Origin of the sequence: Zunongwangia sp. HRR-M8 (assembly GCF_027594405.1) — a bacterium.
In the GTDB taxonomy this organism is placed as follows: Bacteria; Bacteroidota; Bacteroidia; order Flavobacteriales; family Flavobacteriaceae; genus Zunongwangia.
On record NZ_CP115161.1, the window covers coordinates 2,100,131 to 2,121,193 of the forward strand.

The window sequence follows — 21,063 nt, forward strand, 5'->3', positions numbered from 1 at the left end:
TTAAAAAGTGTAGTATAAAAAGACGTAAGAGCTACCTACATAATAATTTCTAGCTTCAAATTGAGGTTTAATATCATCTCTCTTTTCAAAATTAAATTGTACACCAAATCGAAAATTGGTATTCAAAATATACCTCAATTCTAGATCCATCGCCAGATTCACAAATTGATCTGAATCAAGATCATCATCAAATGGATAATCTCGACTTACCAATCCTAAATCCCCTCCTGCGAGGGCTTGTATCTTATCGTTAAGAAAAACAGTATATATACTTCCACCAATTCCAAACTGTTGATAGTTCACATCACTAAATCGTTCGTAAAAAAGATTTAACTCAATTGGAACAAACAATAATTTGTTGGTACCATAACCAGCCTTAAAAACTAAATCTAAGCCATCTGTAGTAAAATCGGGATCTTCAACATTTATCCATTTTTGATTAGGAATAGGATCTGCTCCCACCGCCGCAAAGAAATAAGAGTCATTATTTTTTCTTTTTGGGCCTAAATCATAACATTGGGAAAAGGAATGAAAGCTTACAAAAAGACTTATCAATATAAAAGTAATTTTCAAATCGAAATTGTTAATTAAGAGCTATAAATTTAAATAATTTCGGCAGAATCCGCTTGCTTTTTTTTCGGTATCAAGACTATATTACGTTTCAATTTAATTTGTTGCTTAGCCTTATTTAAATTTTGCCAATCCATTTCATTAACTATCGTAACGCCTATAGTTTTAGCCTCATCTACTACCAACCAATCAGGATTCTTTCCTGTAACTAACAAATCGGTATCTTCAGTCATTTTATTTTCGATAATGGCATTACTAGTTTTCAGCTCATTTTTAATTCTGAATTCTCGATCTTTATCTAAATGACCATCAAAAACTACTTTCTTACCTTCAAAATTATTATGCTTCGCATTATTTACTGGTTGCTTTATATTTTCCTCAGAAGAATTTAAATAATTCCAAGCAATAAAAAGTATCGCCATATGAATTAAAACATATATCGCTAGTAAAATTGAAGCCATCATAAATTCGCTTTAGATAATTTTTATATAATTTCGAAGCAAACTTACATGATTTTAAATCTTTAAAAATTAATTTAAAGAGGTTTTAACGATTTTAGGAATATGTTATTAAATATAGGGATCTTAAAATGCTATAAAATTTTCTGTACGTTAATCATAACTTAAAAGCTAAGACCGACTTTTATGGCTTTAAGGAAGTAATTAATTTTGTCTAAAAAATTATGAACTTAAATAATTTAGGAAATACAGATTTAGTGACGCCAAAAATTATCTTCGGAGGAAATGTATTTGGTTGGACGTTAAATGAAAAAGAATCCTTCGCAATGCTCGACGAGCTTCTTGAAAAAGGATATACATGTATAGATACTGCCGATGTATATTCTAGATGGGCAGAAGGCAATTCTGGTGGTGAATCTGAAAAAATCATTGGTAAATGGATGAAAGATCGCGGCGTTAGAGATAAAATTACACTGGCAACCAAAGTAGGCTCTGATATGGGACAAGGCCAAAAAGATATTTCTGAAGAATATATACTAAAAGCAGCTCAAGATTCCTTAAAAAGATTACAAACCGATTATATCGACTTGTACTATACCCATTGGGACGACGATCGTACACCCGTTGAAGAAACTTTGGGAGCCTATCAAAAGCTAATTAAAAAAGGAGACGTAAAGTACACTGGAGCTTCAAATTTGAGTCCGGCGCGATTACGAGATTCCTTAAATGCTTCAAAAAATAAAAATCTACCCAAATATCAAGTATTTCAGCAAGAATATAATTTGATGAATCGTGATAAGGTTGAAGGCGATATTCTTGAATTATGTCAGCAAAATAATGTAAGCATTACAACTTACTTTTCTTTAGCAAGTGGATTTTTAACCGGAAAGTATCGTAGCGAAGATGATCTTGAAGGGCAGAATAGAAAAGATTTTGTAAAAAACTATCTTGACGATCGCGGCAAAAATATTTTGAAATCTTTAGACGAAGTTTCTGAAGAACACGGAATTTCTAACGCCGGCGTGGCTTTAGCATGGATAATTAACAGACCTGGAATTACCGCCGCTATTGCCAGCGCTACAAAATCTTCACATCTAAAAGCTTTTGAAGAAGCTACTTCAGTAAATTTAACTGAAGAGGATATGAATAAACTGAATAAAGCGAGTTCCTAATAATTATTAAATTAAAGATTACAGAGCAGTAAATTTCTCCGGGGCAAGCCCACGGAGCATTTTAGCTGAACGCGTTTTCAAACTTTAAAAATTTACTAACGAGACAAGTCTCGGGGTATTTACCCTCCTAGAATAAAAATAAAAGCCCCGAAATTGGGGCTTTTATCATTGTATTTTAGAAATAATTTCTTCCAAAGTAAGACGATCCTGCTCACCGGTTTTCATATTTTTAAGCGTGTATTTTCCTTCATTCATTTCTTCATCTCCGGCTAAAATAACAAACGGAATATTGCGCTTGTTGGCATAATTCATCTGCTTTTTCATTTTAGCAGCATCCGGAAATACTTCGGCGTTAACTCCGTTCGCACGTAATTTATTAACTCCTTTAAAGGAATAAAGTGCTTCTTTTGTTCCGAAGTTTATAAACAAGGCTTTTACATCATCAACAACAGCATCTGGAAATAAATCTAATTCTTCTAAAACCAAATAAATTCTATCTAAACCAAATGAGATCCCTACACCACTTATATTTTTTAGACCAAAAATTCCCGTAAGATCATCATAACGACCACCGCCACCAATCGATCCCATTTTAACATTTTTAGGTGCCGCAACTTCAAAAATCGCTCCGGTATAATAATTTAAACCACGCGCCAAAGTAACATCTAAATCGAGATTCGCAGTTTTTAAAGGGATTTCTGAGATCGCATTTTGAATAAATTCTAGCTCTTCGATTCCTTTAAGACCAACTTCAGAAGTTGTTAATATTAATTTTAGTGCTGCAATCTTTTCAGCGAAGCTTCCGTTTAAGCCGAAAATAGGCTTAATTTTCTCGATGGCATTTTCAGCAATACCTTTAGAGAGCATTTCTTTTACCACACCATCTTCACCTATCTTGTCCAGCTTGTCTAGCGCAACTGTAAAGTCAATCAATTTATCCTGCTCACCTATTACTTCAGCAAAACCAGATAAAATTTTACGATTATTAATTTTTATAGTGACTCCCTCTAATTTTAACCCTGAAAAAACGGCATCGTACAATTGCACAAACTCCACTTCTTGCCATAAACTATCGCTTCCTACAACATCTGCATCACATTGATAAAATTCTCTAAACCTGCCTTTTTGTGGACGATCGGCTCGCCAAACAGGCTGAATTTGATAGCGTTTAAACGGAAAATCAATTTCATTTTGATGCTGTACAACGAAACGCGCAAATGGTACGGTTAAATCGTATCTTAATGCTTTTTCTGAAATAGAGGGTGTTAGCTTTAAACTGTCTTGATTGGTTAAAGCACTTTTATCTGCTTTCTTTAAAAAGTCGCCAGAGTTAAGAATTTTAAAAATAAGACGATCGCCTTCATCTCCATACTTTCCCATCAGGGTTTCAGAGTTCTCAAAACTTGGTGTTTCGATCGCTCGAAATCCAAATTTTTTAAATTCTCTTTTTATGGTATCGAAAATAAAATTTCGTTTTGCCACTTCCTGCGGAGTAAAATCTCTAGTTCCTTTTGGTATTGAAGGTTTTTGTGCCATAAAATCAATCTATCTTCAGGAGAAATCCTGTATTCTTTCAGTTCAAAAATATATTATTCAAATTAGTTAAAATAGGCTGCTATATTTGCTTTGCAGACCATTTTATCGGCTGCAAATATCTTAAATTTTGTTCGAACCTAAACAATTTTCAAATTTTAAGTAACATTATTCCTAAAATTGAGTCTAACTTATAGTGACTGAAATTTCAAAATATGTTTGCACTCATACGCGAGAACATCAATATCGCTTTCGATTCGATTAAGGGTCAACTTTTAAGAACCATTCTAACTGTACTCATTATCGCCATAGGGATAACGGCTTTGGTAGGAATACTTAGTGCCGTTGGTGCTTTAGAGAATACCATTAGTGGAAATTTTGCCTCTATGGGCGCTAATACATTTAATATTCAGCGCTATAATTATACTTCGCAACGCGGCGACGAAGTAAATAAAATAAATCCAGTGATTACCTATAGGGAAGTTAAAAGCTTTAAGGATAATTACCAATTTCCTCTTACCACTACTGCGATTAGCTTCACCGGAACCACTGCTGCGGAAATTAAATGGGAAAACGAAAAAACAGATCCTGAAATAAATGTACTGGGAGTTAACGAAAATTACATAATCAATTCGGGGCTTTCAGTCGAAAAAGGGCGAGAATTTAACTATTTTGATATTCAGAATAATAGTAATGTAGCCGTAGTAGGAGCAGATTTTGCTAAAGATAACGGACTTTTTAATGGTGCAGATCCTATCGACAAAACCATAAGCGTTAGAGGTGCAAAATTTAAAATTATTGGGATATTAGAATCTAAAGGATCTACATTTGGTAATAATGAAGATTTAAGAGTACTTATACCCATTCAGCATGCTAGATCTATATTCACTAATCCCGGGATTAATTATAACCTTAGTATTAAAGTTGAAGACAAACAAGTTTTAGATGCTGCACAGGATGAAGCTATCTTAACCTTTAGAAATATTAGAAAATTAAATCCAATAGAACCAAATAATTTTGGGCTAGAAAGAAGCGATAGCCTGCTAAACGAAATCGCAGAAATGTCTGGCTATTTAAACATGGCAGCATGGATTATTAGCCTGGTAACCATATTTGGATCTTCTATCGCGCTAATGAACATAATGCTGGTTAGTGTTACCGAAAGAACTCGCGAAATTGGTGTTCGTAAAGCACTTGGCGCAAAGAAAAATACAATTGCCGCCCAATTTTTTATGGAGACTTTAATTATTGGTCAGTTTGGTGGTGTTTTGGGCATAATCTTAGGAATCTTGATTGGTATGGCAGTTTCAGCCGGAGTAGGTTTCGATTTTACAACGCCGTGGTTGGCGATGCTATGGGCAGTGGTGGTAACGCTTCTTACCGCATTATTTTCTGGTTTGTATCCAGCGATCAAAGCATCGAAACAAGATCCTATAGAATCGCTTAGATACGAATAGAGAGAAAATAAAATATCTTAATCTTTCTTCGGAAAAGAATACATTCAAATATCAAGTATAGTCAAGCCCTATTAACGCTTGACATTACACGCACTATTTTTCCGAAAAATCAAAATTAACCTTTTACGATACCAGCAAAATATTGGTATAATTCACCTTTTGTAATACTCGCTCCTTGTTTTATTAATGCAAAAATATCCTTATTACGATCATCACTCATCGCTTTAGTTGAAGTATAAATATTTACAGCATCATCCATCAAATTAGCTCTAAGCCAATTGTATCCCTCTCGCGTGGTAATATCAATTGCTTCATTTTCAATTTTGACCGCTATTAAGTTAATGGTAGCTGTAGTTATATGAAATAAAAACAATTGCTGTTTTGAAAAATGCTCTAAAAACTCAACTTTATTTAAAACGCCTTCCCAGATAAGGTCACTAAAAACATCAATTTCTTTTTCAGCAACATCAGGTTTATTAGTTTTTATATCTTTCCACTCATCGGCTGTGATAGATTGCGTAGCAAGAAAATTGATAAATTCTTGGTGCATTTCTTCCAGCTGCTCTTTTGTAAGTCTTGCGTATTTCATAATAAAAAATGTAACTATAAAAAAAGCCCACTCACAGAGTAGGCTTTTTAAAAATTATATAGGTTTCTTAAGCTTCTCCTACAACATCAAATGATAGTGTAGAAATTACCTCACGATGAAAACGTAAAGTTGCATCGTATTGTCCTAATCTTTTAATATTTCCACCAGCAATACTGATGTATTTTTTGTCGATCTCAACACCTTCTTTAGCTAAAGCATCAGCTAAATCTGCATTAGTGATAGATCCAAACAATTTGTCTCCAGCACCAGATTTAGCAGTAATTTTGATATCAACTCCGTTAAGCTTCTCAGCTTGTTTCTTAGCTTCGTCGATATGTTTTTGCTCTTTATAAGCTCTTTGTTTAAGAGTTTCAGCTAAAACTTTCTTAGCTGATGGAGTTGCTAATTCTGCGAAGCCTTGTGGGATTAAAAAGTTACGACCATAACCATTTTTCACAGCTACGACATCGTCTTTAAACCCTAAATTATCTACGTCTTTTTTAAGTATCAATTCCATAATTGCTTCTTTTTATTTTAATAAATCACCAACGTATGGCATTAATGCTAAATGACGTGCACGTTTAACAGCAACAGCCACTTTTCTTTGGTATTTTAAAGAAGTACCTGTTAAACGACGAGGAAGTAATTTACCTTGTTCGTTTACAAAACTCATTAAAAAGTTTGGATCTTTATAATCGATGTATTTAATACCCGATCTTTTAAATCTACAGTACTTTTTAGTTTTAGTAGTTTCTATATTAAGAGGAGTAAGATATCTAATCTCACCGTCTTTTTTTCCTTTTGCTTGTTGTTCAATAGATGTAGCCATACTTACGCTTTTTCTTGGATTCTTTTTCTTCTTTTCTCAGCCCAGGCAATAGCATGCTTATCCAACTTCACAGTTAAATAACGCATCATACGCTCATCTCTTCTAAAAGCAAGCTCTAAAGGTTCGATTACCTCTCCTGGTGCTTTAAATTCAAATAAGTGATAAAAACCACTTTTTTTGTGCTGAATTGCGTAAGCTAATTTTTTTAGCCCCCAATCCTCTTTTGATACCATCTCAGCTCCTTTAGAAACAAGAAATTCTTCGTATTTCTTAACTGTTTCCTTTATCTGCTCATCAGATAAAACGGGATTCAAGATGAAAACAGTTTCATAATGATTCATAAAAATATATTTTATTAAAATTGGCTGCAAAAATAGAACTATTTTTTATAATTCACAAGCAAAATTTAACTAGTTAAAAATAGGCTTTTCATCGATGAAATTTAATCCAATCTTGTCTATTTCAATTTTAATCCATAATATTGTTAAAAGTAATAGCAACAAAGAACTGTGGAAGATATTTTGTTAAAGTGTGCAGTGGTGGATGATTCAAGTCTTCAAAGATTATCTATTGTTAAGATGATAAAGGATCACCCTAACCTTACTTTGGTGGCAGAGTACAATAATGCTATCGAAACTAAGAATGGCCTTTTAGACAATGAGATCGATCTAATATTTTTAGATATAGAAATGCCAATCTTGTCTGGTTTTGAGCTTCTTGACGACCTCCCTAATAAACCACAAATTGTTTTTGTTACCGGCAAAACCAAATACGCCTATAAAGCTTTTGATTATAGTGCAGTAGACTACTTACAAAAGCCTGTTAGTAAGGAGCGCTTTAAAAACGCCACTATGAAAGCTTTAAATATGTATAAGCTAAAAACACAGGCTGTACTCCCTGAGGATGATGACTATATTTTTGTAAAAAGCAATCTTAAAAATCGTAAAGTATTTCTAAATCGTTTAAAATATATACAGGCTCTTGGTGACTATGTAAAATTTGTTACCGAAGAAGATAATTTTGTAGTACTGGCTACAATGAAGTCTTTTGAGAAAGAATTACCTTCAGAGAAATTTTTAAGAACGCACAAATCCTATATTGTGAACTTAGAAAAAGTAGAACGTTATAATAGCAAGACCATAGAAATTGCTGGTGAAAAATTACCATTAAGCCGCCATAAGAAAAATAACTTGGTAGAAGCTTTAGCTAGTAAAGCTTAGTAATTTTAACTCTTCTCTTTTTTTTTAGATATTGTTGAAAGCTCATACAATTCGACACTTAAACTGGGTCAACATTTACAATAACTCTCACGCTTCGATACGCACCTATTGAATTAAAGCTTACAAGGATCTTATTTAAAACTGCTTTCGTTTTTCCCAAAGATTGATTTTGTGGAATTTTAAGCATGATATTTTTATAATATTCATTTCGAATTCTTGCTACTGGTGGAAACTCGGGGCCTAATACATGTTGTTTAAACACATTTTGCATAGCTTTTGCAATCCAATCGGCAGCATCATTGGTTTTGCTAAAATCACGAGACTTTAAACTTAAACGCACTAATCTATAATAAGGTGGATATTTGTAATTATAACGCTCCTGCAACTGTTCTTTATACATGCTCGTATAATCGTTTGTAGAAACTTGCTGTATAATTTGATGATGAGGATTATAACTTTGTATTAATACCTTCCCACGTTTTTTTGTTCTACCTGCCCTTCCCGAGACCTGAAGCATTAATTGAAAACTCCGCTCGTGAGCTCTAAAATCAGGAAAATTAAGAAGATTATCGGCATTCATCACTCCTACCAGATTTACATTTCTAAAATCTAATCCCTTGGTAAGCATTTGTGTTCCAACCAAAATATCGATCTCTAAATCTTCGAAGGCAGTAATAATTTTTTCATAACCGTATTTTCCGCTGGTAGAATCCTGATCCATTCTACCTATCTTATGATCAGGGAACAAAGCTTTCAATTCTGTTTCGATCTGTTCCGTTCCAAAACCTTTAGTGGAAACATCATCACTGTGACAGGCCATACAACGCTGCTGCATGGCGATGTGATAACCACAATAATGGCATCTTAATTGATTGGTGTGACTATGATACGTTAAGCTTACATCACAATTTGGGCATTGCGGCGAATGTCCGCAGGTATTGCATTCTAATATTGGTGAAAAACCCCTTCTATTCTGAAATAAAATTACTTGCTCTCCTTCAGCCAGGGACGCTTCTATTTCTTTGAGTAGGCGATCAGAGAAATGCCCGGTCATCCGTTTTTTTCGATGTTTCTCTTTAATATCAACGATCTCAATTTCCGGCATCATCACATTTCCAAATCGTCTTGATAATTCAGCAAAACCATATTTATCATGCTCAGCATTAAAATAAGATTCTAATGATGGCGTAGCAGAGCCCAACAAAGTTTTTGCCTTGAACTGATTGGCTAAAACTATAGCAGCATCTCTTGCATGATAACGAGGAGCGGGATCATATTGCTTAAAAGTAGCTTCATGTTCTTCATCTACTACAATTATGCCCAATTTTTGAAACGGAAGAAAAATAGCCGATCTCGCACCAATTACTACTTTAGCATCATCTGTTGCATTCAATACATTTTGGTAAACCTCTACCCTCTCGTTCATCGAATATTTACTGTGATAAACCAAAACTTTATCACCAAAGTATGCTTGTAAACGATTTATAAGTTGTGTGGTAAGTGCAATCTCTGGCAACAAATAAAGTGCCTGTTGTCCTTTATTAAGAACTTCTTCTATTAATTTAAAATAAATTTCTGTTTTTCCGCTAGAGGTTACTCCGTGCAATAAACAAACAGTCTTTTCTTCAAATGATGCCTTGATTTGCCCAAAAGCTTTCTCCTGAAATTCGTTAAATTGAATGTGATTTCTAGTAATTTCACCACCAAAACCTACACGATCTTCGTTGATGTAATATTCCTGAAAAATATTTTTCTTCAATAGACTTTTTAAAACTGAAGAAGTTGTTCCTGAAATTTTCAGCAATTCTTTTGCCTTAATTGGTTTAGTGCTTTTCGCTTTTAGGCTAAAATAACTTAAAACGACTTCTCGTTGTTTGTGCGCTCTAGATAATTCATCTAACAGCGCGTGCATAGCATCTTCAGATTCGTGATTTTCGTGTAGTTTTATATATCGAACTCGTTTCGGTTTATATTGCTCATAGATTTCCTGACTAAGCACTACGATATCTTTAGCCATTAAGCGGTTAAGAACGGGCAACACCGTTTTCTTATCTAACAAGGCTTCAACCTCTTTAATCTTTAAAGAAGACTGATTTTGCAATGCTTCGACCACCAAAAATTCATCATCCTTAAGCTCAGAATCGTCAATTATAGCGTCTTTTTTAAGCTGAACTATACTTTCACTTTCTAAAATAAAAGCTCCAGGAAGGGCAGCTCGCATAACTTCGCCTTCAGTACACATATAATAAGACGCTATCCAACTCCAAAATTTCAACTGTTGCTGAGTTGAGAGTGGTTGCTCATCCAAAATCTGACTAATAGGTTTTGCCTCGTAAACTTTAGGGTCTCGATCATGCACTTCGGCAATAATTCCTGTGTAGATTTTAGATTTCCCAAATGGTACGGCTACTCGAATTCCTTCCTGTAAAAAAAAAGCTTCTTCATTAGAAATGCTGTAGGTAAACCTATTATCTAAGGGTAAAGGTAAAATGACGTCTACAAAGTTTGGCATACGCTATACTTATCTAAAAAAGGTAAAAATAAAAACCATTCTCGATTAAAGAATGGTTTTAAAGTTTTTTTAATTTTTTGAGTTATTCTGCCCGATCCCAAGTCATTGTTTTAAAAAAGAAAGCTACATAACCGCGAACATTAAGTTTATCTGGTTGGTCTTCATCAACCCAAATTTTTACTTTATAAACTTTACCTGATTTGGGATTTATAATTTCTCCTCCAGAATATTCATCGCCGTCCTTGTGCAGACCATGCATAAGCTGTAAGCCTTCAATTGGTTTGTCTTTTAGATCTCCTTCGCATTCGGTACAAATCTTATCGCGATCTTCTTCTTTGAGTATTCTCACTACCTTGCCGCAGACTTCACCATCATCTTTCTGATAAATTCTTACAATAGAATTCACTTTACCATCATGATTAGTACATTTCCATTTTCCAAAAATGCCTTCTTGTGCGTTTAGATTGGCTCCAAAAGCCCAAATTAATACGGAAAATAGAATATATTTCTTCATGTTTTTTTATTGTCCTAACATTGCTTCTTTAAGATCGTCTTCTGCTGGTTTTTTAGAAAGCCAGATTCCGAACAACGCTTTTTTGAAAGCAATTCCTTTAATAGTTCCTTTTTCTTTGCCGTTTTTGTAAGAGATCACACCTTCACCAGGAATGTAAACTAAGTCAAACACATCGTTTTTCTTAATCTCATCACTAAAAAAGCCTTGAAATCTTTTTATTTCAGCTTCGATGGGCGCTGTTTTTCCTTCGGTGGCATTTTCAAAACCTTCGTTTACCGCGTCGATCATTTTATCACTTGTAATTAATTTGGATACGATATGCAGTTTTATAGCCATCGGCTTATCTGCATTCGTTATTTTTTCGGCATCACTATTTTTATCTGTTAAATAAAGTCCACCCGCATATAAATCGATCCAAAATTTTTCTCGAACTCCCGCTCCATTTAAATTAAGAGTTTCTCCTTTAAATTCAACCTTAGCCGGTAATTCTACACCACCCACTTTTTTTTGTGCACTCATTACTGTTAATGAGCATACGGCAACCAAAAGTAAAACGTACTTTTTCATTTTTCTGTATTATTAAGTTAAATAATATTTTAAAATTTTTTCTTCAATTTTAGTAAAGAGGCATTAAGCTCGAACCCCAATAGAAGAATATTAGCATTTAACCAAATATACACCATTAATATTAACAATGCTCCAATAGAACCGTACAATTCGTTATAATTTGAAAAATTTTCAATGTATAATCCAAATAAAAATGAGGTTAACATAATTAGAATTGTAGTAAAAAATGCTCCTACTGAAAAAAATCTTGCCTGCCTTGCTTCTTTAGTTCCGAAGTAATATAAAGTGGCGACCGCAATATAAATAAGCACTACAAAAGCCAAATATTTTACAACGACAGTGCCCGACTCATTGTTTGCAATTAATCCATATTCGCTTAAATCTTCTATCGCATAAGTAGCGTATACCATTACTATAACAGTAATTAGCAAAAGAAATGCCAAAATTAATGACACCCCAATCGCAACTATATATTGCTTAACTAAAGATCTTTTTAGTTTGGTATGATACGAAAATTCGAATCCCGTAAAAATTGCATTTACGCCATTTGTCATTAAAAAAATCGATAATATAAATGAAAATGACAACAATCCACCACGCGGATTATTAGCTATATCTGCAAAAATATCACCAACATAGTCTTGAGTTTCTGGCGGCAATAAAGAATCCATAAATAGTAAAAACTTAATCCTAAAATCATCTATTAGATTAATTTCTTCTACATAAGGAATAAGGTTAAAAATAAACAATAAGAAAGGGAAAAGAGCCATAAAAAAACTAAAAGCAATAGCACTAGCTCGTGTTGAAAACGTGCCCTGTACAATTCCGCTAGAATAAATATCCCAAAGGTGATAAAGCGATAAACCATCTGTACCCGGCAAAATGATTTTACTCGATTTTCTCTCCCACCAATTTGAAATATCATCTACTTTAGCTGTAATCTGCTCTCCTATAGACATACATTACATAGCTTTTAAGCTAAGATCCATATTATAAACCGAATGTGTTAAAGCACCACTAGAAATATAATCTACGCCACATTCAGCATATTTTCTTGCAGTTTCCAAAGTAATTCCGCCACTAGATTCTGTTAAGCATTGATTACTTATAAAATTGACTGCTTTTTTGGTCTCATCATAATTAAAATTATCAATCAAAATTCGATAAACTCCGCCTTCATTTAAAATTTCTTCAATTTCCTGCATATCTCTGGCTTCTACGATAATTTTAAGGTCAAGATTGTTCGTTTCCAGATACCTTTTTGTTTTCTGTATGGCTTTTGCAATTCCTCCTGCAAAATCAATATGATTATCTTTAAGCATAATCATGTCGTACAACGCAAAACGGTGGTTTTCACCTCCGCCTATTTTAACCGCCCATTTTTCTAAAGCTCTAATGCCCGGTGTTGTCTTTCTGGTATCCAAAATTTTTGTTCCGGTACCTTCCAGCTTATCTACAAATTCTTTCGTTTTGGTTGCAATAGCACTCATTCGTTGCATCGCATTTAAAATAAGCCGCTCCGCTTTCAAAATAGACTGCGAACTTGCTTCAACATAAAATGCAATATCTCCCTTTTTTACTTTCTCACCATCCTTTATTTTAATATCTAATTTCGCTTCAGCATCAACATAAGCAAAGACTTTTTTGGCAAAATCTACACCGGCAAGAATGCCATTATCTTTAACCAGTAGTTTCGCTTTTCCTTGTGCTTCTGCCGGAATGCAAGCAAGAGAACTATGATCGCCATCGCCAACATCTTCACGAATGGCATTGCTAATTATTAATTCAATTTCTTTTTCAAATTGTGCTGCTGAGATCATTTGCAATACTTATTTTTGTAAATGTAGGAAAGTCTGCGCTAAATATACCGAATGACGATAAAATTACTCTGCATAGGAAAAACCGATAGTAAGGAATTACAAAACCTTATAGAGGTCTATCTAAAACGGCTTCAGTTTTATACGAAGTTTGACATCGATATTATTCCCGATCTCAAAAAAGCAAAGAATCTTGACGAAAATCAGCAAAAAGTAAAAGAAGGAGAATTGATTCTGAATAGAGTTCAAACTTCAGATTTTTTAGTATTATTGGATGAAAACGGAAAACAATTTTCTTCGGAAGCTTTTTCAGAATATCTTCAGAAAAGAATGAATAGCGGTCTTAAACAACTCATTTTTGTTATTGGCGGGCCTTATGGATTCTCTGAAGCAATATACCAACGCGCCAATGGTAAAATCTCTTTATCGAAAATGACATTTTCCCACCAAATGGTACGACTTTTTATTACTGAACAAATTTACCGAGGATTTACCATACTTAAAAACGAACCTTATCATCATAGATAATTAACAATGGAATTAGTATTTGCAACGCACAATAAGAATAAATTTAAAGAAATTGAAGCCATGCTTCCTGAGCATATCACATTATTATCTTTAGATGATATAGGATGTACTGAAGATATTGCTGAAACTGCCGATACCATAGATGGAAATGCCATTTTGAAAGCTGAATATGTTAGGCATCGTTACGGTTACAACTGCTTTGCCGATGATACAGGTCTAGAAGTTGAAGCGTTGGCTGGTGCGCCAGGAGTATATTCGGCAAGATATGCCGGTGAACAAAAAGACGATAAAGCTAACATAAAGAAATTGTTAGAGCAACTTGAAAACAAAGAATCTAGAAAGGCACGTTTTAAAACAGTTATTGCTTTAAATTTAAAAGATAACGAAAATCTTTTTACAGGCATTTGTAAAGGACACATTACAGAAACTGCTAGCGGTGCAAAAGGATTTGGATATGATCCAGTTTTTAGACCCGAAGGCTATGATCGCACATTTGCAGAAATGGAAATGCAAGAAAAAGCTAAAATTAGTCATCGTGGAAAAGCTTTTAGCGAGTTAATAGACTACCTATCAAAATAAAGTATGAATTAAAAAGATTAATGTGATAAGCTGTAAACTAATACGTACATTTGCAGCTTATTAAATTTTATAATGAATAAATTCCAAGAATTAGGTTTAAATTCCTCTATTTTAAAAGCAATTGAAGACATGGGCTTTGAAAGTCCAAGTGAAGTACAGGAAAAAACCATCCCCATTTTATTAGACGAAGAGACCGATATGGTTGCCTTAGCCCAGACCGGGACAGGAAAGACGGCAGCTTTTGGTTTCCCTTTGATTCAGAAAATCAATCCAAAATCAAAGCACACACAGGCATTAATTTTATCTCCTACAAGAGAATTATGCTTGCAAATTACGAACGAATTAAAAAATTATTCTAAATACGAGCCTTCGCTACATCCGGTAGCCGTTTATGGAGGTGCTAGTATTACAGACCAAGCGAGGCAAATAGAGCGCGGAGCCCAAATTATCGTTGCAACTCCCGGGAGAATGCAAGATATGATTAGACGTAAGCTTACCGATATTTCTAAAATCGAGTATTGCGTTTTAGATGAAGCAGATGAAATGTTGAATATGGGATTTTATGAAGATATAACTTCTATCTTATCTCATACTCCAAAAGAGAAAAACACCTGGTTATTCTCTGCAACGATGCCAAAGGAAGTGGCTACAATTGCAAAAAAGTTTATGCGTTCTCCTATCGAAGTTACCGTTGGTAGTAAAAATATGGGAGCAACAAATGTATCTCATGAGTTTTATTTGGTAAATGCCAGAGATCGTTACGCGGCACTTAAAAGATTAGCAGATGCTAATCCAGAGATTTTTTCAGTAATATTTTGTCGTACCAAACGTGACACGCAAAAAGTAGCCGAACGATTAATCGAAGACGGTTATAGCGCTGCTGCACTACACGGAGATTTGAGTCAGAATCAACGTGATTTGGTAATGAAATCTTTTAGAACTCGCCAAATCCAAATGTTAGTTGCTACAGATGTAGCTGCACGAGGGATTGATGTAGACGACATTACTCACGTTATAAATTACCAGTTACCAGACGAGGTTGAAACCTATACGCACCGTAGTGGTCGTACAGGACGTGCTGGTAAAACAGGAACATCGATGGTGATTGTTTCTAAAAGTGAGCTTAGAAAAATTAAAAGTATCGAGCGTATCATCAAACAATCTTTTGATGAAAAGCAACTACCAGATGGTAAAGATATTTGTAAAGTACAGCTTCTTCATCTTGCAAATGATATTAAGAATACAGAAATTAATCATGATATTGATGAATATCTGCCTAATATCAATAAAGTACTGGAAGATTTCAGTAAAGAAGAACTTATTAAAAAATTCTTTTCAGTAGAATTTACAAGATTCTCTAATTACTATAAAAAGGCGAATGATCTTGCTCCTGTTAGTGGTGGATCCAACGTAGATCTAGATCCAAACTCCACCCGATATTTTATGAATGTTGGTAAGAAAGATGGATTTGATTGGATGAGTCTTAAGGATTTTCTTAAAGATGCCTTGCAGTTAGGTAAAGATGGTGTTTTTAAAGTAGATGTAAAAGACAGCTTCTCTTTCTTTAATACTGAAAATTCTGAAACTGATAAAGTTATCAATGCTTTTAGCGATTTCGAATATCAGGGAAGAAGAATTAATGTTGAAATTACCAAAAACTCCAATAGTGGTGGCGGTAAAGGCGGTCGCGGTCGTAAAGGTCGTAAAGGCGGTGACGGTAGTTTTGGAAAACGAGATTTTAAATCTGGCGGAAAAGGCAGATCAAGATCAAATGACTCTAAAGACTCTGGTTTTAAAGGAAAGAAAAGTAAACGATCAGGAAGTCGTGGTAATAATATAGAAAGTTCAATTAAAAGAAGAAAATCTAAAAAATAAGAATTCCTAATCTTTGATTTGGCATCATTTTTTATAATGATTTTCATATTTTAGGCGTCAATTTCTATGAAGCATTTAGTTACATTATTATTTACAGTTATTTTCACTTGCCAAATTGCAAGTGCTCAGGATGTTATTTCAGGAACCGTGATGAATGCCGCTAACGATGTGGCTTTGGAGAATGTTCATGTGGTGAACTTAAACCAGGTTAAAGGAAATATTTCAGATGAAAATGGATCTTTTGAGATTGCGGCAACTGTAAATGATACTTTATATTTTACCTATATTGGTTTTAAATCAATCAAAGTTAGAGTTACAAACGATTGGTTGAAATACGGCAATGTAAAAGTAAAAATGACTGAAGTAGGTATCGCTTTAGAAGAAGTTACTGTGAGTGATGTAAAACTTACAGGCTATCTTGAAATTGATGCTAAGAACATACCTATTTACGAAAATAAGAGATATAGCATTTCCGGCCTTAACAGTGGATACGAGGCCGGGGATTCTTCTCCTAGTGCATTTAATAAAGTTATAGGATCTATCTTTAATCCTGCTGATGCTTTAAATAATCTGTTTAGCCGAAAAGAGCGCCAGATGCGCAAACTTAGAAAAATGAAGGATGACGAAAGTATTCGTGAACTTTTAGGATCTAAGTACAACCGTGAAACGCTCACCGCAATGCTACAAATGAGCAGAGCTGAAATTGAAGAGGTATTAAGTAGATGTAGTTACTCTGAAGATTTTGTAAGAACCGCTACAGATTTGCAGATTCTTGATGCAATAAGTGGTTGTTGGGAAGAGTATAAATTACTTCAGCGAAATAAAAATTAGATATTATTTTTCTAATTCTCGTTTTAAGTTTTGTAAACTTTCTTCACATTCTTTACCTAAGCGATTTTCCATACTGTAGAATATTGATATAACAGAATACGGAAAAGCTAAATATCCTCTTATCCCGAAAATTATTTTAGTTCTTTCTGGTTGAATTTCTTTGGTGGCAAAATAACCCAGCGCCACAGCTTTTGTGGGTTTTAAAAGCAAAATTTTAGTTTCTAAAACTTTTCCGGGCTTTATCTTTGTAATTTTTTGTGTACCCTCTCCTATTTTATCGTTCCCTTTCCAGTAACAGATAGCATTTAATTTTCCGTCTGTACCTTTAAATTTAGTTGTAATATTTTCTGATTTTAGATACCAGGAGTTCCAGAGTTTTTGATTTTCCAAATGGCGTATAAAAGCATAAACATTTGCCTTAGGTCGATTAATAACAATGGTTCTACTTACATCATAATCTTTCTTAGACCAAGCGTGCAAAAAGGCCACAAAGGTGATCAAAGCAATGGCGACGTAGAAAAAAAGCGTCATTCTTATAGGTTGCTATTTATTAAACTTTAAAGTTATTTCGAATAAAAATGAGAAATTAGCTCGGCACTGTTCTTCAAATTATTTTTTAGCCATTCTAGCTTCAAATCGCTTTTTTCTTCTTCTGTTAATTCCCATTTTACGCCTTCCGCTCTCATTCTTTCAGCTAAAGTTTGTAGAATAATAGCTGCGGAAACCGAAATATTCAAACTTTCCGTAAAACCATACATTGGTATTTTCAAAGTACAATCTGCAGCTGCCATAATTTCATCAGACAATCCATGCCGCTCAGTTCCAAAAAATAAAGCCGATTTTTTACTAATATCAAAATCTTTTAAATGGAAGGAATCAGAATGCGGACTGGTAGCAACGATCTGATAACCATTAGCGCGTAGATGCGAAATACATTCTTTTGCTGAAGAATGACGATTTATTGTTACCCATTTTTGCGCTCCCATTGCAATTTCACGATCGATACGCTTGGGAAATTTTTCTTCTATAACATGCGCGTTTTGTATCCCAAAAACATCACAACTTCTAATTACCGCGCTTGTATTATGCAATTGAAAAACATCTTGAGTGGCTACTGTTATATGATTAGTTCGTTGATCAATAACTTTTTTCATAAGAGATTTTCTACGATCGGTAAGAAAATCTTCTAAATACGTAAGCAGAGCAGGGTTTTCCATCACTCCAAAAATATAAAATTTGGGCTTATAAAAGAATGACATAAATATTTAAAAATATAGTTTGTTTTGTTAAGGCGGCAATTATCTATAAAACAAACAATTATATCCTTTTTAGCGATCAACATTTTATAACCGCTAATTTGATTACTTTTTTTATTTTTATTTCATGAAAAATCTAGTTGTGCTTACGGGAGCAGGAATTAGCGCCGAAAGCGGTATAAAAACTTTTAGAGACGAAGATGGCCTTTGGGAAGGCCACGATGTGATGCAAGTAGCCTCGCCAATGGGTTGGAAAAAAAATAAAGAATTGGTTCTCGATTTTTATAATAAGCGAAGAAGGCAATTACTTAGCGTTCAACCAAATGAAGCTCATCTTGTATTAGCTGAATTAGAGAAGGATTTTAATGTTGAAATTATAACGCAGAATATTGATGATCTTCATGAAAGAGCCGGCAGTTCTAATGTTTTGCATCTACATGGCGAATTATTGAAAGTAAGAAGTACTTTTGATGAAGATCTGCTATTAGATTGGAAGGGAGATCTTAATATTGGTGATTTCTGCGAACATAATTTTCAGTTACGACCGCATGTAGTATGGTTTGGAGAGGCGGTCCCAATGATGGAAAAAGCAATACAAAAAGTTTCCCATGCCGATATTATTGCAATAATCGGAACTTCGATGCAGGTCTATCCAGCTGCAGGTCTTGTCGATTTTGCTCAACCAAAAACACCTGTGTATTTTATCGATCCTAAGCCTAGTATTCAGGAAAATAACCATCTAACTATATTCGCTGAAAAAGCCGTTACTGGGGTGCCGAAGCTGGCAAAAGAACTTCGAGAAAAATTTAATTGATGAATATTAAAGCTGAACTTGAACACATGACACTAAGTGTTGAGAGTCGATCAGCTTTATGCAAAAAGATTGCTATTGATAATTCACTATTTCAATTAATTCAGGTAATTCAATATTCGAATAAATATCGTCCAAAAGGAATAGCTTTATTAGAATTTTATTCGAGAAATCATTTAGCTGAAATTTTAAATTTTTCCGAAGAGATTATTGAAGTTTCCACCAAAATTAGCTCTGAAACCGAAAAGCGATATATTTCAAAATTATTCGTCAAAATTTTCGAATTTCAGTATTTGAATAATGATTTCTCACTTCCGCAGCAATATTTAGAAAGCGCTTGTGAAGTATCATTCGATTGGTTACTGGGCAATAGTAAAACCGTCACAAAGATTTTTGCGATGCAGGCTTTGTTCTTATTAGGTTTTGAAATTGATTGGATTCATCCCGAATTAAAAGCCTATTTGGAGCAGCATTTACATCAAGGCTCAGCTGGATTTAAGTCTTGTGGTGCAAAAATTTTAAAGAAATTAAAATAGTCGCTTCACAGATAATTTTGAAGCACTATCTTTACACTTTAACTTTTTAAATTCAGAAAATGACATCGCTAAACGCAATTTCTCCTATAGATGGAAGATATCATTCTAAAACTAAAGCTTTATCGGCTTATTTTAGTGAAGAAGCGCTTATAAAATATCGTGTAAAAGTAGAGGTTGAATATTTTATTGCGCTATGCAAATTACCGCTTCCGCAGTTAAAAGACGTAGATGAGGCAATTTTTCCTGAGCTTAGAGCTTTGTACGAAAACTTTTCTTCTCAAGATGCGCAAGCCATCAAAGAAATAGAAAATACGACCAATCACGATGTAAAAGCTGTCGAATATTTTCTGAAAGAAGAATTTGAAAAATTAGGATTAGAAAATTCAAAAGAATTTATACATTTTGGGCTTACTTCTCAAGATATTAATAATACCGCGGTACCACTTTCTTTAAAAGATGCAATCGAAGAAACCTATATTCCAGAATTAGATGAAATTTTGGGTAAATTAAAATCGCTTAGCAAAGAGTGGAAAGATATTCCATTATTAGCTCGTACACACGGGCAGCCCGCATCCCCTACTCGTCTTGGTAAAGAAATAGAAGTTTTCACTGTTCGCTTAAAAGAACAAAAGCAACTTTTAGAAGCGTGTAGCCATGCAGCCAAATTTGGTGGTGCTACCGGAAATTATAATGCACATTTTGTTGCTTACCCTGAAGTTGACTGGAAAAAGTTTGGTACCGGTTTCGTAGAAAATACGTTGTCTTTAAAGCATTCTTTCCCAACTACACAAATTGAACATTACGACCATATGGCCGCTATTTTCGATGCTTTAAAACGTATAAATACGATTTTATTGGATCTTGATAAAGACATTTGGACGTATGTTTCCATGGATTATTTTAAGCAAAAAATCAAAGCAGGAGAAATTGGAAGTTCTGCTATGCCACATAAAGTAAACCCTATAGATTTTGAAAATAGCGAAGGCAATTTAGGAATTGCAAATGTATTATTCGAACATTTATCTTCTAAATTACCGGTTAGCAGATTGCAAAGAGACCTTACAGATAGTACTGTTTTAAGAAATATTGGGGTTCCTATAGGACATACGATTATTGCTTTTAAATCTACTCTAAAAGGTTTAAATAAATTATTGCTGAATGAAGAAAAGCTGAACGCCGATCTTGAAGCAAATTGGGCCGTTGTAGCTGAAGCAATTCAAACCATTTTAAGACGTGAAGGTTTCAAGAATCCTTATGAAACTTTAAAAGGGCTTACCAGAACTAACGAGAAAATAAACAAAACAAGCATCGCAAATTTTATTGAAACTCTGGAAGTAGAACCACATATTAAGGAGGAACTTAAAAAAATAACTCCGCAAAATTATACCGGAATTTAATCTTTAAAAAAA

24 protein-coding genes are annotated in these 21,063 nt (G+C 34.1%); 10 read left to right on the forward strand and 14 right to left on the reverse strand.

The window, feature by feature from the left end; all coding sequences use genetic code 11:
* Positions 1-573, reverse strand: coding sequence for a hypothetical protein (locus PBT89_RS09085; RefSeq protein ID WP_270061619.1), 573 nt, complete (start codon positions 571-573; stop codon positions 1-3).
* A 29-nt stretch (positions 574-602) separates the two neighbouring features.
* Entirely contained in the window at positions 603-1,034 is a 432-nt protein-coding gene (locus PBT89_RS09090; RefSeq protein ID WP_270061620.1) for a hypothetical protein, read from the reverse strand.
* Positions 1,035-1,252: 218 nt separating this feature from the next.
* On the opposite strand from PBT89_RS09090, the gene PBT89_RS09095 reads away from it, so the two are divergent.
* The gene (locus PBT89_RS09095; RefSeq protein ID WP_270061621.1) at positions 1,253-2,200 is read left to right on the forward strand and encodes an aldo/keto reductase; all 948 of its coding nucleotides are present in this window, start codon (positions 1,253-1,255) and stop codon (positions 2,198-2,200) included.
* 165 nt (positions 2,201-2,365) lie between these two features.
* On the opposite strand, the gene hisS is transcribed toward PBT89_RS09095, so the two are convergent.
* Positions 2,366-3,736 (reverse strand): histidine--tRNA ligase, encoded by a 1,371-nt coding sequence (hisS, locus tag PBT89_RS09100; protein WP_270061622.1) that lies wholly within the window; start codon positions 3,734-3,736, stop codon positions 2,366-2,368.
* 212 nt (positions 3,737-3,948) lie between these two features.
* Between hisS and PBT89_RS09105 the strand changes: the two genes are divergently transcribed.
* Positions 3,949-5,190, forward strand: a complete 1,242-nt coding sequence (locus PBT89_RS09105; protein ID WP_270061623.1) for an ABC transporter permease — start codon at positions 3,949-3,951, stop codon at positions 5,188-5,190.
* A gap of 115 nt (positions 5,191-5,305) precedes the next feature.
* Here PBT89_RS09105 and PBT89_RS09110 read toward each other — a convergent pair whose 3' ends face one another.
* The 4 genes from PBT89_RS09110 to rpsF form a co-directional block, all read right to left on the reverse strand.
* Positions 5,306-5,779, reverse strand: coding sequence for a DUF6495 family protein (locus PBT89_RS09110; RefSeq protein WP_270061624.1), 474 nt, complete (start codon positions 5,777-5,779; stop codon positions 5,306-5,308).
* A gap of 67 nt (positions 5,780-5,846) precedes the next feature.
* Positions 5,847-6,296, reverse strand: a complete 450-nt coding sequence (gene rplI / locus PBT89_RS09115; protein WP_270061284.1) for a 50S ribosomal protein L9 — start codon at positions 6,294-6,296, stop codon at positions 5,847-5,849.
* A gap of 12 nt (positions 6,297-6,308) precedes the next feature.
* Positions 6,309-6,608: a 30S ribosomal protein S18 gene (gene rpsR, locus PBT89_RS09120; RefSeq protein WP_270061283.1), complete on the reverse strand. Its 300-nt coding sequence runs from the start codon at positions 6,606-6,608 to the stop codon at positions 6,309-6,311.
* Between the two features lie 2 nt (positions 6,609-6,610).
* Entirely contained in the window at positions 6,611-6,949 is a 339-nt protein-coding gene (gene rpsF, locus PBT89_RS09125; protein WP_270061282.1) for a 30S ribosomal protein S6, read from the reverse strand.
* A gap of 237 nt (positions 6,950-7,186) precedes the next feature.
* Here rpsF and PBT89_RS09130 point away from each other — a divergent pair, with 237 nt between their 5' ends.
* A complete protein-coding gene (locus PBT89_RS09130) occupies positions 7,187-7,828 on the forward strand; it encodes a LytR/AlgR family response regulator transcription factor (protein ID WP_443089593.1) in 642 nt (213 codons plus the stop codon).
* A 58-nt stretch (positions 7,829-7,886) separates the two neighbouring features.
* On the opposite strand, the gene priA is transcribed toward PBT89_RS09130, so the two are convergent.
* The 5 genes from priA to nadC all read right to left on the reverse strand — a co-directional run bounded on the left by priA (position 7,887) and on the right by nadC (position 13,241).
* Positions 7,887-10,340 carry a replication restart helicase PriA gene (gene priA, locus PBT89_RS09135; protein WP_270061626.1) on the reverse strand — a complete coding sequence of 818 codons (2,454 nt, stop codon included), beginning with the start codon at positions 10,338-10,340 and terminating at the stop codon, positions 7,887-7,889.
* An 82-nt stretch (positions 10,341-10,422) separates the two neighbouring features.
* Positions 10,423-10,854: a DUF2147 domain-containing protein gene (locus PBT89_RS09140; RefSeq protein ID WP_270061627.1), complete on the reverse strand. Its 432-nt coding sequence runs from the start codon at positions 10,852-10,854 to the stop codon at positions 10,423-10,425.
* 6 nt (positions 10,855-10,860) lie between these two features.
* Positions 10,861-11,421, reverse strand: a complete 561-nt coding sequence (locus tag PBT89_RS09145; protein WP_270061628.1) for a chalcone isomerase family protein — start codon at positions 11,419-11,421, stop codon at positions 10,861-10,863.
* 29 nt (positions 11,422-11,450) lie between these two features.
* Complete coding sequence (locus tag PBT89_RS09150; RefSeq protein WP_270061629.1) at positions 11,451-12,380, reverse strand: YihY/virulence factor BrkB family protein; 930 nt, start codon at positions 12,378-12,380, stop codon at positions 11,451-11,453.
* Positions 12,381-12,383: 3 nt separating this feature from the next.
* Positions 12,384-13,241 carry a carboxylating nicotinate-nucleotide diphosphorylase gene (nadC, locus tag PBT89_RS09155; protein ID WP_270061630.1) on the reverse strand — a complete coding sequence of 286 codons (858 nt, stop codon included), beginning with the start codon at positions 13,239-13,241 and terminating at the stop codon, positions 12,384-12,386.
* 51 nt (positions 13,242-13,292) lie between these two features.
* Here nadC and rlmH point away from each other — a divergent pair, with 51 nt between their 5' ends.
* The 4 genes from rlmH to PBT89_RS09175 all read left to right on the forward strand — a co-directional run bounded on the left by rlmH (position 13,293) and on the right by PBT89_RS09175 (position 17,051).
* Positions 13,293-13,766 (forward strand): 23S rRNA (pseudouridine(1915)-N(3))-methyltransferase RlmH, encoded by a 474-nt coding sequence (gene rlmH, locus PBT89_RS09160; protein ID WP_270061275.1) that lies wholly within the window; start codon positions 13,293-13,295, stop codon positions 13,764-13,766.
* A 6-nt stretch (positions 13,767-13,772) separates the two neighbouring features.
* Positions 13,773-14,345, forward strand: a complete 573-nt coding sequence (locus tag PBT89_RS09165; RefSeq protein ID WP_270061274.1) for a non-canonical purine NTP diphosphatase — start codon at positions 13,773-13,775, stop codon at positions 14,343-14,345.
* 72 nt (positions 14,346-14,417) lie between these two features.
* Complete coding sequence (locus PBT89_RS09170) at positions 14,418-16,220, forward strand: DEAD/DEAH box helicase (protein WP_270061631.1); 1,803 nt, start codon at positions 14,418-14,420, stop codon at positions 16,218-16,220.
* Between the two features lie 66 nt (positions 16,221-16,286).
* Entirely contained in the window at positions 16,287-17,051 is a 765-nt protein-coding gene (locus PBT89_RS09175) for a carboxypeptidase-like regulatory domain-containing protein (protein ID WP_270061272.1), read from the forward strand.
* Positions 17,052-17,054: 3 nt separating this feature from the next.
* On the opposite strand, the gene PBT89_RS09180 is transcribed toward PBT89_RS09175, so the two are convergent.
* Positions 17,055-17,582 carry an SRPBCC family protein gene (locus tag PBT89_RS09180; protein WP_270061632.1) on the reverse strand — a complete coding sequence of 176 codons (528 nt, stop codon included), beginning with the start codon at positions 17,580-17,582 and terminating at the stop codon, positions 17,055-17,057.
* Positions 17,583-17,614: 32 nt separating this feature from the next.
* Entirely contained in the window at positions 17,615-18,268 is a 654-nt protein-coding gene (locus PBT89_RS09185) for a TrmH family RNA methyltransferase (protein ID WP_443089615.1), read from the reverse strand.
* 166 nt (positions 18,269-18,434) lie between these two features.
* Between PBT89_RS09185 and PBT89_RS09190 the strand changes: the two genes are divergently transcribed.
* From PBT89_RS09190 to purB, 3 genes are read left to right on the forward strand one after another with little or no spacing between them, the layout of a single operon-like run.
* Complete coding sequence (locus PBT89_RS09190; RefSeq protein WP_270061634.1) at positions 18,435-19,121, forward strand: SIR2 family NAD-dependent protein deacylase; 687 nt, start codon at positions 18,435-18,437, stop codon at positions 19,119-19,121.
* Positions 19,121-19,654, forward strand: coding sequence for a hypothetical protein (locus PBT89_RS09195; protein WP_270061635.1), 534 nt, complete (start codon positions 19,121-19,123; stop codon positions 19,652-19,654). Before PBT89_RS09190 ends, PBT89_RS09195 begins: the two co-directional genes overlap by 1 nt.
* Positions 19,655-19,713: 59 nt before the next feature.
* The gene (gene purB, locus PBT89_RS09200) at positions 19,714-21,051 is read left to right on the forward strand and encodes an adenylosuccinate lyase (protein WP_270061636.1); all 1,338 of its coding nucleotides are present in this window, start codon (positions 19,714-19,716) and stop codon (positions 21,049-21,051) included.
* Positions 21,052-21,063 lie beyond the last annotated feature (12 nt).